The organism is Micromonospora sp. KLBMP9576 (assembly GCF_050941805.1).
In the GTDB taxonomy this organism is placed as follows: domain Bacteria; phylum Actinomycetota; class Actinomycetes; order Mycobacteriales; family Micromonosporaceae; genus Micromonospora.
The window spans coordinates 1,009,123-1,022,466 of sequence record NZ_CP194567.1; the positions used below are offsets into that span (position 1 = coordinate 1,009,123).

At 74.5% G+C, this 13,344-nt stretch carries 8 protein-coding genes; 4 read left to right on the forward strand and 4 right to left on the reverse strand.

Features of this window, described 5'->3' with window-relative positions; genetic code table 11:
• The first annotated feature begins 26 nt into the window (after nucleotides 1-26).
• Together ACQ452_RS04775 and purE are read left to right on the forward strand one after the other, a co-directional pair.
• Complete coding sequence (locus ACQ452_RS04775; RefSeq protein WP_433390169.1) at nucleotides 27-1,208, forward strand: 5-(carboxyamino)imidazole ribonucleotide synthase; 1,182 nt, start codon at nucleotides 27-29, stop codon at nucleotides 1,206-1,208.
• A 44-nt stretch (nucleotides 1,209-1,252) separates the two neighbouring features.
• Nucleotides 1,253-1,744, forward strand: coding sequence for a 5-(carboxyamino)imidazole ribonucleotide mutase (purE, locus tag ACQ452_RS04780; RefSeq protein ID WP_433390172.1), 492 nt, complete (start codon nucleotides 1,253-1,255; stop codon nucleotides 1,742-1,744).
• 553 nt (nucleotides 1,745-2,297) lie between these two features.
• Here purE and ACQ452_RS04785 read toward each other — a convergent pair.
• Both ACQ452_RS04785 and ACQ452_RS04790 read right to left on the reverse strand, forming a co-directional pair.
• Complete coding sequence (locus ACQ452_RS04785; protein WP_433390175.1) at nucleotides 2,298-7,220, reverse strand: SCO7613 C-terminal domain-containing membrane protein; 4,923 nt, start codon at nucleotides 7,218-7,220, stop codon at nucleotides 2,298-2,300.
• A gap of 162 nt (nucleotides 7,221-7,382) precedes the next feature.
• A complete protein-coding gene (locus ACQ452_RS04790; RefSeq protein ID WP_433390178.1) occupies nucleotides 7,383-8,810 on the reverse strand; it encodes a UDP-glucose dehydrogenase family protein in 1,428 nt (475 codons plus the stop codon).
• Between the two features lie 249 nt (nucleotides 8,811-9,059).
• Here ACQ452_RS04790 and ACQ452_RS04795 point away from each other — a divergent pair, with 249 nt between their 5' ends.
• Nucleotides 9,060-10,229: an acyl-CoA dehydrogenase family protein gene (locus tag ACQ452_RS04795; RefSeq protein WP_433390180.1), complete on the forward strand. Its 1,170-nt coding sequence runs from the start codon at nucleotides 9,060-9,062 to the stop codon at nucleotides 10,227-10,229.
• Here the strand turns inward: ACQ452_RS04795 and ACQ452_RS04800 are convergent.
• Nucleotides 10,226-11,668, reverse strand: a complete 1,443-nt coding sequence (locus ACQ452_RS04800) for a hypothetical protein (RefSeq protein ID WP_433390183.1) — start codon at nucleotides 11,666-11,668, stop codon at nucleotides 10,226-10,228. The two genes, ACQ452_RS04795 and ACQ452_RS04800, sit on opposite strands and share 4 nt — an antisense overlap.
• Nucleotides 11,669-11,721: 53 nt before the next feature.
• Nucleotides 11,722-12,465 carry an NUDIX hydrolase gene (locus ACQ452_RS04805; RefSeq protein ID WP_433390186.1) on the reverse strand — a complete coding sequence of 248 codons (744 nt, stop codon included), beginning with the start codon at nucleotides 12,463-12,465 and terminating at the stop codon, nucleotides 11,722-11,724.
• Between the two features lie 98 nt (nucleotides 12,466-12,563).
• On the opposite strand from ACQ452_RS04805, the gene ACQ452_RS04810 reads away from it, so the two are divergent.
• Nucleotides 12,564-13,340: an AfsR/SARP family transcriptional regulator gene (locus ACQ452_RS04810; protein ID WP_433390189.1), complete on the forward strand. Its 777-nt coding sequence runs from the start codon at nucleotides 12,564-12,566 to the stop codon at nucleotides 13,338-13,340.
• Nucleotides 13,341-13,344 lie beyond the last annotated feature (4 nt).

The following is a 13,344-nucleotide window of genomic DNA, read 5'->3' on the forward strand; positions in this document are numbered from 1 at the left end:
GGCTGCCCCGGTAGGCTGGCGCCGCTATGGACTCCCGTACCGGACTACCCGTTGTCGGCATGGTGGGCGGCGGCCAGCTCGCCCGGATGACCCACCAGTCCGCGATCGCCCTCGGCCAGTCGCTGCGCGTGTTGGCGCTCGCTCCCGACGACGGCGCCGCGCTGGTCGCCGCCGACGTCCAGTACGGCGACCACACCGACCTCGCCGCCCTGCGCGCCTTCGCCAAGGCCTGCGACGTGGTCACCTTCGACCACGAGCACGTGCCGACCGAGCACATCCGGACCCTCGCCGCCGAGGGGGTGAAGCTCTTTCCGCCGGCGGATGCGCTGCTGCACGCCCAGGACAAGCGGGTCATGCGGGAGCGGCTCGGTGAGCTGGGCGCACCGAACCCGGCGTGGCGGCCCGTGGCCGAACCCGCCGACCTGGTGGCCTTCGGCGACGGGACCGGCTGGCCGGTGGTGCTCAAGGCGGCCCGCGGCGGGTACGACGGCCGGGGCGTCTGGCTGGTCGACGACGCGGCGCAGGCCCACGAGCTGGCGGTGACGCTGCTGGCGGGCGGCACCCGGCTGATCGTCGAGGAGCGGGTGCCGCTGCGCCGGGAACTCGCGGTGCAGGTGGCCCGTTCGCCGTTCGGTCAGGTCGCCGCGTACCCGGTGGTCGAGACGGTGCAGCGCGACGGCATCTGCGTCGAGGTGCTCGCCCCCGCCCCGGGCCTGCCGGAGGAGCTGGCGGTCGCGGCCCAGCAGCTCGCCATCGACCTGGCCACCGCGCTCGGCGTGGTCGGCCTGCTCGCCGTGGAGCTGTTCGAGGTCGCCGACCCGGCCGCGCCCGGCGGCGGCCGGCTCGTGGTCAACGAACTGGCGATGCGACCGCACAACTCCGGGCACTGGACCATCGAGGGCGCGCGCACGTCGCAGTTCGAGCAGCACCTGCGCGCGGTGCTCGACTATCCGATGGGGGACGCCTCACTGACCGCTCCCGTCGTGGTGATGGCGAACGTGCTCGGTGGCGAGCCGGGCGGCATGTCGATCGACGAGCGGCTGCACCACCTCTTCGCGGCAGAGCCGGGTGCCAGGGTGCACCTCTACGGCAAGCAGGTGCGACCCGGCCGCAAGATCGGGCACGTGACGGTGCTCGGCGACGACCTGGACGACGTACGGGCGCGGGCCGCGCGGGCCGCCCGCTGGCTGCGCGAGGGACACGAGTGAGCGGGCTGACCAGTCCCGCCGCCACTGACGAAAGGCACACCGCAGTGAGCGTCGTCGGGCTGATCATGGGCAGCGACTCGGACTGGCCGACGATGAAGGCCGCCGCCGAGGTGCTGGCCGAGTTCGAGGTGCCGTACGAGGTCGAGGTCGTCTCGGCGCACCGTACCCCGATCAAGATGATCGACTACGGCCGCGCCGCAGCCGACCGGGGCCTCAAGGTCATCATTGCCGGGGCGGGTGGCGCCGCCGCACTGCCCGGCATGATCGCCTCGGTCACCCCGCTGCCCGTGATCGGCGTTCCGGTGCCGCTGAAGCACCTCGACGGGATCGACTCGTTGCTGTCCATCGTGCAGATGCCGGCCGGCGTGCCGGTCGCCACCGTGTCGATCGGCAACGCCCGCAACGCCGGCCTGCTCGCCGTGCGGATTCTGGGCGCCGCGGACCGGATCCTGCTCGACCGCATGTCGGCCTACCAGGCCGACCTGGAGCAGCAGGTCGCGGAGAAGGACGCCGCCCTGCGCGCCTCCCTCGCCTGACCGCGGCCCGGCCCTCGCCCGCCTGCCTCCGCCCGCCCCGGCCCTCGCCCGCCTGCCTCCGCCCGCCCCGGCCCTCCTTCGCCTGGCCGACATGCCAGAGTTCGTCACTGTCGGTGATGGGTGCCGATGTCGCTCAGGGTGATGGCGTCGGCGGTTGCAGGGGACGCCCTGGTGGCCCCTTTGCTCTGCTGCCCTCCACGCACCAGGCGGTTGAGCTGGGGTTTTCCGCTCACCTTGATGGACGGGGTCGCGGCGGGGCGTGACATACAGTCACTGGTGCGTGGGTGGGTGCAGAGCAAAGGGGGCCTAGGTCGTGGTGGTCGTCCGCCCGGGTCAGTCACCCTCCGTGATGTCTGCGGTTGACTCGATGTTCGCATCGGCACGGCCTGGCCGCCCGCAGCCCTGGCCGCCCGCAGCCCTGGCCGCCCGCAGCCCTGGCCGCCCGCAGCCCTGGCCGCGCCGGCCTGGCCGGCCCCGGGCCCTGGCCAGCCTGACCGCCCTCGGGCTGCCTCCGGGCCTTGCCGGGGCGCGGTGCGGGGGCAGACCGCCGGGTTCACCGCATGCCGCGTAGGGCCGTCTGGAGGCGTTCCTGCGCGCGGCGTCGGCGCTCGTTGCTGGCACCGAGCACCAGCAGCAGTACGCCGACAGGGATCAGGGCCAGCCACGGCCCCAGGCTGAACAGGGCGTGCACCGCTGTGATCGCGGTGACGGCGGCGCCCACGATGACCGGTGCCTGCTGCTGGCTCATCGAGCCGAAGACGAGCACGACGACGGCGCCGAGCAGCAGCAGCACCTGGCGCAGCGTGCTGGACTCGGTGGCCAGGACGATCGCCAGGGTCGGTACGAAGGCGGCGACCAGCGCGGGACCGTACGCGACCCAGCTGCTCAGATCGGCCCGCTGCCGCAGCTCCAGCACCCCGACCAGCAGGGCCAGGGTCGCGAAGGGCAGCGTGTAGGCCTCCGGCAGTGCCACGTCGGCGAAGCGCATCAGGATCCACCAGGCGGTGATCTCGCAGAGAACCACCGCCCAGAACAGGATGCGCCGCTCCACCGGCCGGCGGCCCGGCCGGGTCGCCGCCACGCCGAGGACCGCGCCCCAGGCTGCCAGCAACGCCGCGATGTGCCGGGGCGAGTCGAAGGCGAGCGCCAGGGCGATGAGGGCGGCGGCGTACCCGCTCCACTCGACCGTGGCCGCCTCCCGCTGGGCCTCCGGGCGGCGCAGCCGCGGCAGGGTCGCGGCGAACACCTGTAGGGCCGCGCCGACCGCCAGCACGCCGAACGCGGACCAGACGGCCGCGAGGCCGGCCACCAGGCCGGCGGCGAGCACGAAGAGCTGCGCCGTCAGCGAGGCGAAGAGCCAACCGAGGATGCGCGCCCGCTGGGTGACGCCGAAGAGCGCGGCCACGGTGCCGACGCCGACCGCGCCGCCGAGGGTGAACAGGGTCAGCTCCCGGGTCGCCAGGCCACCCACCAGGCCGGCGCTCCCGGCAACCAGCCCGATGACGAAGACGAGCACCCGGGCCAGCCGCAGCGAGCGGGCCTGCTCGGCCAGCGCGGGGGGTGGCGTGAGCGCCAGGCCCAGCATGGAGATGGTGAACACCGCCAGCGCCGCCAGGGAGCTGGCCGGCCAGCCGTTGCCGAGCGCCACCGGCGTGATCAGGAGGGTGACGGCGGCACCGGGCAGCACCACCGGCACCGCCCGGGAGCGCCGCCCGCCGCTGAAGCCGGTGGCGGCGAGCGCGGCGGTCGCGGTGAGCAGCAGCGCGGTCAGCACGTGGGTCCGGTCGACCGCGTCGGGTGGTGGGACGAGCAGCTCCGGTGGCGGCCCCTGCCAGACCCGGCCGAGGCTGCGGTGCGGGTCGACGAGGGCGACGATCAGGGGCGGCGCGATCGACACCAGCGCCAGGAGGGTGGGCGCCGCGGCGGCGGCGAGAGCGCCGGCGGCCGGGCTGACCCGCCAGCGACGTTGCGTCCCGTCGTCGGGGAGCCGCCGCAGCGCGCCGTCGAGCAGCACCGCCCAGCGCCGTACCGGCTGGGCCGCGCCGACCGGCGGCTCGGTCGCGGCGCGCACCAGCTCGGCGAGCACCCCCAGCAGGGCCGCGGCGGCGGCGAAGACCCCGACGGGCAGGCCGGCGGGCACGGCGGCCAGGGCGCTCACCGTGGCACCGCCCACCACCGCCGCGCTCGCCCACGGCAGGTACTGCGGGATCCGCCGCCGGGCGGCGGCCACCGCCGCCAGGCCCAGGCTCGACGCCGCCAACGCGGCGGTGAGCACCACCTGCGGTGAGTGCTCGTACTCGGCCGCCAGCGCGGCGACGGCACCGGGGAACGCGAGCAGGGCGGCACCGGCCGCGGCACCCCCGATCTGGGCCAGGTGCGGCGGCATCCCCTCGGCCTCGATGTCGTTGACCATCGGCGCGGCCAGCGACCGGGCCAGCGCCGCCACCACGACGCCGATCAGCGCGATGCTGCCCAGTGCCAGCGCGGTGGTCCACGGCCGGACCAGGCCCGCCCCGGCGGCGTGCAGGGCGACGACACCGGCCACCACCGCCCGGGACTGGCCGGCGCGGGGGTCGACGGCCGCCGCGGCGGCGGTCCCGAAGACGGCGGCGACCATGCAGCCGACCAGGACGGGGGACCACCACGCCAGGTCGAACGCGGCCGGGGCGCCGATCGTGGCGAGCACGGCAGCCGCGCCCGAAACGTCGTACTTCCACGGCGGTGGCAGCAGGACCGCGGCGGCGACACCGAGCAGGGCCAGCGCGACGGGGGCCTGCCACGTCGACCCGCCGGTCGGCCCGGCCGGCCAGCCGGTGAGGTCCCCGGCCCAGATCGGGCCGGGGGTCGCGAGCACCCCGAACCCGCCCCGCAGCGCGCTCCAGCCGGCCAGCAGCCCGATCAGCATGCCGCCGACGGCGATGCCGACGACCGGCCCGCGTCGCCACTCCTCCGGCATCGCCCGGGCGGCCACGGCCACCACCAGCACCAGCGCGGCGGCGACGGCGAGCTGCCCGCCGGGAGCGAGCACGGCCGCGATCCGGACCAGGGTGGCGATCAGGGCGACGGTCACCGCCGCGGCGGCCAGATCGGAGCCGTCCAGGGTGAGGTCGGAGCGCCGGCCGGCGTCGATGGAACCGGCGAAGACCACCAGCGCGGCGGCGACGAGCAGCAGGCCGCCCACCCAGGAGTCGGCGGCCGTGGCGCCCGGGGCCCCGAAGGCGGCGGCGGTGACGGTGAGCGCGCCGAGGGCGGTGCCGGCCGCCAGCGGCGTCGGGATGCGCCGCTGGGAGACCTGCACGACGGCGGCGTACCCGAGGGTGACGCAGACCGCCAGGAAGCTGGCCGCGAGGACCGGAACGGTGACCTCGCGCAGGCTCGCGGGGGTGAGCGTCGGGCCGGCCGGCACGGTCGCGGCCACGAAGGCGGCCACCGCGCCCGGCAGCGCGAACGCCGCGCCCCCGGCGGCCCAGGCCGAGACGATGTCGGCCGCGGCCGGGGCCAGCCGCATCCGGGGCGCCACGGCGACCAGCACCCCGGCGGCGAACAGGGTGAGCAGGACCGCGGCGGTCAACGCCGGGCGCGCCAGGGCGGCACCCGCCCCGAACAGGCCGACGCCGGCGGCGGCCGCCGCGTGCGCCACGGCCGCGCGTTCGGTGCGCGCGGAGAGCCCTGCCACCCCGATGCCGACCGCCGTCAGCACCATCGGCCACGGCGCCACCGCCCACCCGAGACCGAACGACGCCGGTACGGCGAGCGCGGTCATCGCCGCGCCGACCACCGCGAACTCCCGGCGGATCTCGGTCGGCAGGGCCAGCACCGCGGCGACGGTCAGCAGGAAGGCGCTCGCGGCGAGCTGCCCGGCGGCCGGACCCACGGCGGCCGACAGCTCGACCGGGTAGCGGCCCAGGTCGGCGCCCCAGGCCGGCAGCGCGGCCTGGACGGGGGCGACCCCGGCGCGCAGGGCACCACCGGCGACCACCACGCCGCTGACCGTGAGGGCCACCGCCGAGGCGAACTGCGGCCCGCGTCGTGCCCGCTCCGGCACCGCCCGCACGGCCAGCCCGGTGAGTGTGATGACCACCGCGATCAGCAGCAGCGCCCGCCCCGGGAACGCCACCGAGGCGATCCGGCTCAGCGCGCCGATCACGGCGAGGGTGAAGATCCCGGCGCCGAGGTCCGGCAGCGGCGGCCGGCGCAGCACCAGCGTCCCGGCCAGCGCCACCGCGGCGGCCAGCAGCAGCGCCAGCCCCGCCCCGGTCGCGGCCGGCACGGTGCCCGCGCGCAGCAGTGCCGACACGGCGTACGCGAGGGCGAGGGCGACCGCCACGCCGTGCAGCAGCCAGGTCAGCTCACGCAGCCACGGCACCGGGCGGGTGGACGCAGATCCGTCGGGTGCCGGCAGCCCGCCGTCGAGCACCTCGCCGGCCTCCTCCGGTGCCCCCTCCGGCCGACCGTCGGCGCGGCGCTGCCGGGGTGCGGCCGGTCCCGGAGCCGGGGTCTCCGTGGCGGGTGGCGCGGGCAGGTCCCGGCGGACCGGCCGTTCCACGGTGACCACGGAACGCGCCAGCCAGAGGTCGAGCACGGCCACCGCGGTCAGGACCAGCGCCCAGCCTCCCGGGCCGGTGATCCGCTCGTACGCCAGCAGCGGCAGCACCGGCTGGGCGGCCAGTACGGTGGCGAAGCGGGGTGCGCGCAGCCCCGTCCAGCCCGCGTAGCCGAAGGAGACGGCGGCGGTGGCGGCGAAGATGACCGCGGCGAAGACCGCGCCCGAGGCGCCGCCGTTGCCGATCCGGTCGACCGCCCACAGCGCGTAGCCGGCGAGTGGCATGAGCAGCAGGCCGACAGCGGCGATGGTCTCGGCGGTCGAGGTGAGGCCGCGCCGGGCCAGCACGGGCGGGGCGAGCAGCATCAGCACTGTCGCGAGCAGCAGGACGCCGAGCCGGGCCAGCGCGTCCATCGAGCTGGTGGCCACGGCGGCGAAGACCACGGCGGCGACCCCGAGCAGCAGCGCGCCGAGCCCGAGGGGGATGTTCTGCACCTCCCGGGAGGACGCCTCCGGCGGGTGCTCCGGGTTGTCGGCGTCGAGCCAGGTGGCGTTCGACGGCGGCGGGGGCGGCAGGTCGTCCGGGCCGGTCGGGCTGCCCTGCCGCGGCACCCGGGGCGGGGCGCCGGTGGCGGCCGTGGGCGGGCGGCGACCGGCCCTGCGGCGCAGCACCCGGCGGGGGCGGGTGGCCTGCTTGAGACGTTCCTCACCGGCGTGGGCGAGGATGTCCCGCTGGAAGAGGGCGGCCTGCATCTTGGCCGCGATCTGCCGCTGCTCGCTGGCGATGGCTGCCTCGCGGGCCTTCATCTCCGCGATGGACCGCTCGATCTCCGCCAGGTGCTCGACCCACTGTGGCTGGTGCGCGCCGCAGTGCGGGCAGTTGGCGGCCGGTTGGATCTCCCGGCCGCACGAGGAGCACTGAAAGGTCGCCACGTCACCCCTCCGCCCGCACTGTGGACTTCCACCTTGGCAGCATGCCCAATATGGTCGCGGATTTCGACAGTTGTCGGCGGGTCCGGGGCAAAGATCGTCGGAGCGGACGGCAAACGGCCGGTCGCGGAGCGTGCTCCGTGACCGGCCGTCGGCTGTCGATCGTCAGGGGCGGCCCATGCCGCGGTACTCCCAGCCGGCCTGCGTCCACAGTGCCGAATCGAGGCAGTTGCGGCCGTCGACGACCTTGCGGCCGGCGGCCAGCTCGCCGAGGGCCATCGGGTCGGCGTTGCGGAAGTCGGCCCACTCGGTGAGTACGCAGACCAGGTCCGCGCCGGTCACGGCCTCGTTGATGCCGGGCTCGTAGACCAGTTCGGGTGCCACCGCGCGGGCCCGCTCCATGCCCTGCGGGTCGTAGACGTGCACGTCCGCGCCGGCCTTGCGCAGCAGCGAGGCGACGGAGAGCGCCGGGGCGTCGCGTACGTCGTCGGTGTTGGGTTTGAACGTGGCGCCCAGCACGGCGACGCGGGTGCCGGAGAGGTCCGGCCCGGCGGGTCCCGACCGGCGGCCGAGCAGTTCGGCGGCGAGCTGGACCACCCGGGTGCGGCGGCGCAGGTTGATCAGGTCGACCTCGTGCAGGAAACGCAGCGCCTCCCCGGCGCCCAGCTCCTGGGCGCGGGCCTGGAACGCGCGGATGTCCTTCGGCAGGCAGGCGCCGCCGAAGCCGAGCCCGGCCTGGAGGAACCGGTTGCCGATGCGCGGGTCGAAGCCGATGGCCCGGGCGAGGTGGGTGACGTCACCGCCGGAGGCCTCGCAGACCTCGGCCATCGCGTTGATGAAGGAGATCTTGGTGGCGAGGAAGGCGTTCGCGGCGACCTTGACCAGTTCGGCGGTGGCGAAGTCGGTGACCACCAGGGGCACCTCGCGGTCCTCCGTGGCGGCCAGGTCGAAGACGCCCTTGTGGGCGGCGTAGAGCATGCCGTTGGCCCACTCGCTCTTGACGCCGACGACGATCCGGTTGGGGCGCAGCACGTCGTCGACGGCGAAGCCCTCCTGGAGGAACTCGGGGCTCCACGCCACCTCGATCCCCAGGTCGGCGGGGGTGTGCTTGCTGACCAGTTGTTCCACCCACTCGGCGGTGCCCACCGGTACGGTCGACTTGCCGACGATCAGGGCCTTGCGGCTCAACTGCTGCGCCAGGCTGGTGACCGACGCCTCGACGTACGACAGGTCGGCGCCCATCCCGTCGGCGCGCTGCGGCGTGCCGACGCAGATGAAGTGCACGTCGCCGAACTCGGCGACCTCGGCGATGTCGGTGCTGAACCGCAGCCGGCCGGCCGCCAGGTTGCGCTTGAGCAGCTCGTCCAGGCCGGGCTCGTGGATCGGCACCTCGCCGTCGTTGAGCATGGCGATCTTGTCGGTGTCGACGTCGTAGCCGAGCACCTCGTAGCCGAGCTCGGCGTAGCAGATGGCGTAGGTCGCACCGAGGTAGCCGGTGCCCAGGAAGGTCACCCGGGGGCGCTGCGCGCCGGAGGGGGGCGTCACCGCAGCGATGGCGGGCATCGGCTGGATGTTCGGGTACGGGATCGTCACGCCTGTCTTCTCCGCTCGCGCTGGCGTCGCGTCGTCGCGTCGCGTTCTGCTGCGGCGCCTGGGCGGGCACCGGGAGGGACTCTAACGTCCGCCTGTTCCATCATCGCCGGGCGGCGTCGCGCTCCGCCACGTCCGAGGCTACGCGGCAGTAACATCAGCTGAGCCGGGTCGCTATCCTTCAGTCTGCGCCGTCGACGGTCACGTGACCTCACAGACTGCGCATGATAGCGGTGAAGGGGAGGGGCCGACATGGCCGCAGAGCAGTCGTTTGACGTCTACCGGTTGCCCGAGGAGCACGAGGCGATCCGGGAGGCGGTACGGGAGGTCTGTGCGGCGAAGGTGGCGCCGCACGCCGCCGAGGCGGACGAGACCGCCGAGTTCCCGAAGGCGTCCTACGACGCGCTGCGGGCCGCCGACTTCCACGCGCCGCACATCCCCGTGGAGTACGGCGGCGCGGGCGCGGACGCCCTGGCCACGGCCATCGTGATCGAGGAGGTGGCGCGGGCCTGCGCCTCGTCCTCGCTGATCCCGGCGGTCAACAAGCTGGGCACGATGCCGCTGCTGCTGGCCGGCTCCGAGGAGCTCAAGCGGCGCTACCTGACCCCGGTGGCGGCGGGCGAGGGAATGTTCTCGTACTGCCTCTCCGAGCCGGAGGCCGGTAGCGACGCCGCGTCGATGACCACCCGCGCGGTGCGTGACGGCGATCACTGGGTGCTCAACGGCGTGAAGCGTTGGATCACCAACGCCGGGGTCTCGCAGTTCTACACCGTCTTCGCGGTCACCGACCCGTCCGCCCGGTCGCGGGGCATTTCCGCCTTCGTGGTCGAGAAGTCCGACGCGGGCGTCAGCTTCGGCGCCCCGGAGAAGAAGCTGGGCATCAAGGGCTCGCCGACCCGCGAGGTCTACCTGGACAACGTGCGCATCCCGGCCGACCGGATGATCGGCGCCGAGGGCACCGGCTTCGGCACCGCGATGCAGACCCTGGACCACACCCGGGTCACGATCGCCGCGCAGGCCGTCGGCATCGCCCAGGGCGCGCTCGACTACGCCAAGGGGTACGTCCAGGAGCGCAAGCAGTTCGGCAAGGCGGTCGCCGAGTTCCAGGGCGTGCAGTTCATGCTCGCCGACATGGGCATGAAGCTGGAGGCGGCCCGGCAGTTGACGTACGCCGCGGCCGGCAGGTCCGAGCGCGGCGACGCCGACCTGACGTACTTCGGCGCGGCGGCCAAGTGCTTCGCCTCGGACGCGGCCATGGAGATCACGACCGACGCGGTGCAGCTGCTCGGCGGCTACGGCTACACCCGGGACTACCCGGTCGAGCGGATGATGCGGGACGCCAAGATCACCCAGATCTACGAGGGCACCAACCAGGTGCAGCGCATTGTGATGGCCCGGCAGCTCCTGAAGGGCCTGGCCTAGCGGAGCCGCCACAGCGTGTAGCGGAACTCGACCCGGGCCGAGGCGGCTGACGGGGGCCGCCGCACGGTGAGCATCGCCAGGTTCCCCTCCTGGGTGCGTACGCACACGTCACGGCCCTGATCGAGTAGCTCTCGCAGGTTGCTGTAGAGGCCGTCGACATACGTCTCGGCCGCGAGGCAGCGGTCGACGGTGGCGTCGCCGGTCGTGTCGAGCACCGCCACCCGGGCCGGACCGAGCGTGATCAGGCGGCTGGCGTCATGGGAGAGGGCGATGTCCATGCCCGGCAGGTTGCCGACGTCGTCGATGTCGTAGTCGCCGGTGTCGCCGGTCTCCAGGTCGAGGGTGCGCCAGTCCGGTAGCGCGATATCGCTCACGCTGTGGGCCTCCGTCCACGTGTCGGTGGTGGCGTCGTCGGGCCTGCCGGGCCTGTCGTCGTGGTGCAGCGCGAGGTCGATGCCCGCGTAGAGCAGGGCCCCCACTGCGATCATGGCGGTGGCGGAGAGTGACCGCGGGAGTCGGCGGGTGCGCACTGCCAGCCGGGTGGCGGCCGTGCGCGCGCCACCGGGGACCGGCTCAGGGGTCGGGGTCGGCTCAGGGGGCGGGGTCGTGGCGGTGGCCAGGGCCGGGGTGGTGATTGCCGGGGCGGTAAACGCCGGCGGGGCGGTCGGCGTGTCCCGGTCTCCGTCGGCGCCTCGGGGCGTACCGCCGACCGCCCGGCCCAGTGCCACGGCGAAGTCGGCGGCGAGTGCGGCGGCCCGGCGCTGCCAGCCCGCCGTGTCGGCGCGACGCTTGCCGCCGTCGGCGGCGTCGCTGATGCCCCGGATCGTGATGACCTGGTGAAAGTCGGAGCGGTGGGCGGCCTCGGCCACGCCAGCGCTCTCCATGTCGATGGCGGCCGCGTCGCTGTAGTGCCGGGCGATCAGCCGGGCGACCGGGGCATCCCGTGAGTCGAGCACGACGTCGCCGGAGACGATCGGCTTGAAGTGCACCCGGGGCACGGGCCGGCTGCCGGTCCAGCCGCCGTCCCGGGCGACGGCGCGGGCGAGTTGCTCCAGGCCGTGTGCGGTCGGCCAGCCCCGCGGTCGGGGGCGGAACCGCCCGGTCTCCGCACGGCCGCCCTGGTACGCGTAGATCCGGGTCGCGACGACCACGTCGCCGAGTGCCGGCTCGTCGGTGAGCCCACCGGCGACGCCGACGAGCAGGAGTGCGCGCGGGCGGAACTCTTGGATGGCCCGGCCGGTGAGGGTGGCCGCGGCCAGGTTGCCCTCACCGATCAGGGCGAGGGCCGCGATCGCGCCTGGCGGGTGGCTGTCCAGGGCGGGCAGCCCGCCGAGGACGTAGTGCGTGCCGGCGGAGTCGACGTGTGGCCGGGCGCCGGTCAGGTGGGTGCGGACCGCGTCGTGTTCGAGACCGAGAGCCACGAGGAACACCACGTCCACGCCGTGCCCGTGCGGAGTTTCTGGGCGCGGCAGCATGACCCCGAAGATACAAGCTAGTCGCTGCCCGTGGTGATCCTCGTCCGCAGCATCGGAGGGTAGAGGACCGTCGCCGGGCCCCGCCGGTACACCGCCGCCGGCCGCCCTGTCGCCGGTTGTCGTTTCTGGCCGGTCGGTACGACGAACCCCTCGGTCCCGGTGACCTTCCGGTTGAAGTTGCGCGGGTCGAGCGTCGTGGCCCACACCGTCTCGTAGACCCGCCTCAGCTCGCCGACGGTGAACGTCTCCCCGCACAGGGCCGTGGCCAGGGTCGTGTACTCCAGCTTGCCGCGTACGCGTTCGAGCCCGGCCCGGAGGATCTCGTCGTGGTCGAAGGCGAGCTGTGCTGGCGTGGCCGTGACGAGGTCGACCGGTTCCCACCGGGCGTGCCGGGCGTCGGTGCCGGCCACCGGCGCCGGCAGGCTGGGCGCGATGGCCAGGTAGGCGACCGTCACCACCCGACCGCGCGGGTCCCGGTCCGGCTCGCTGTAGGTGCCGAGCTGTTCGAGGTGGAGGCGGCCCGCGTCCAGGCTGGTCTCCTCCATCAGCTCCCGTCGTGCCGCGTCGGGCAGGCTCTCCCGGTCGCGGAGGAAGCCGCCGGGTAGCGCCAGTCGGCCCTGGTGCGGTGTGTTGCCGCGCTCTACCAGCAGGACGTGCAGGGCATCGTCGCGGATGGTCATGATCACCAGATCGACGGTGACCTGGAGGGTCGCGCGACGGCGGTTGGCGCGGTGGGTGGTGTCCGGGCCGGCGGCTGCCATGGGTGCAGCCTAACAAGAAATCGTCACATTGACGCGAACTGCTGTCAGCGATTATCGTCGATATGACACGAACTCATCCCCGGTGAGCGGAGGCGCAGGTGGAGATCCGGCTGCTCGGCCCCGTGGAGGTGCGGTGCGGCGACGTCCGGCTCGAACTCGGGCCACGCCAACAGCGATTCCTGCTGGCGGTGCTCGCCCTCGAGGCGAACCGTCTGGTCCCGACGGACCGGTTGATCGACCTCACCTGGCCCGCCGGGCCACCGCGAACCGCCCGGCACGCGGTGCAGGTGAGCGTCTCCCGACTACGCGCGGCACTGCGCGCGGCCCCGGCCGGCGGCTCGGTCGAGGTGCTGAGCCGTGCGGACGGGTACCTGCTCGCCACGCATCCGCACCACGTCGACGCCCACCTGTTCCGGTCCCTCGTGCGGCAGGCACACGCCACCCCGCGCGGCGAGACCCGGGCCCAACTCCTGCGCCGGGCCCTGTCCCTGTGGCGGGGGCCCGCGTTGGCCGGAGCGGGGCCGCCGGGCAGTCGCGACGGGCTGATCCGTGGGCTGACCGAGGAACGGCTGACCGCCGAGGAGGAACGCGTGGACGCGGAACTGCACGCGGGCCGGCACATCCAGGTGTTGGGCGGGCTGCTGGAACTGGTCGCCCGGCACCCGTACCGACAGCGCTTCGTGGCGCAACTGATGATCGCCCAGCACCGTGCCGGGCTCACGGCGGAGGCGCTGACCACCTACCGCCGAGCCAGGTCGACACTGGCGCGCGAGCTGGGGCTCGACCTCGGACCACAACTGCGTCAGCTCGAACGGGCCATCCTGCGCGGCGACCCGGTGCTCGATCACACCCCCGGCACCGACGCCGGAGACTAGCGCT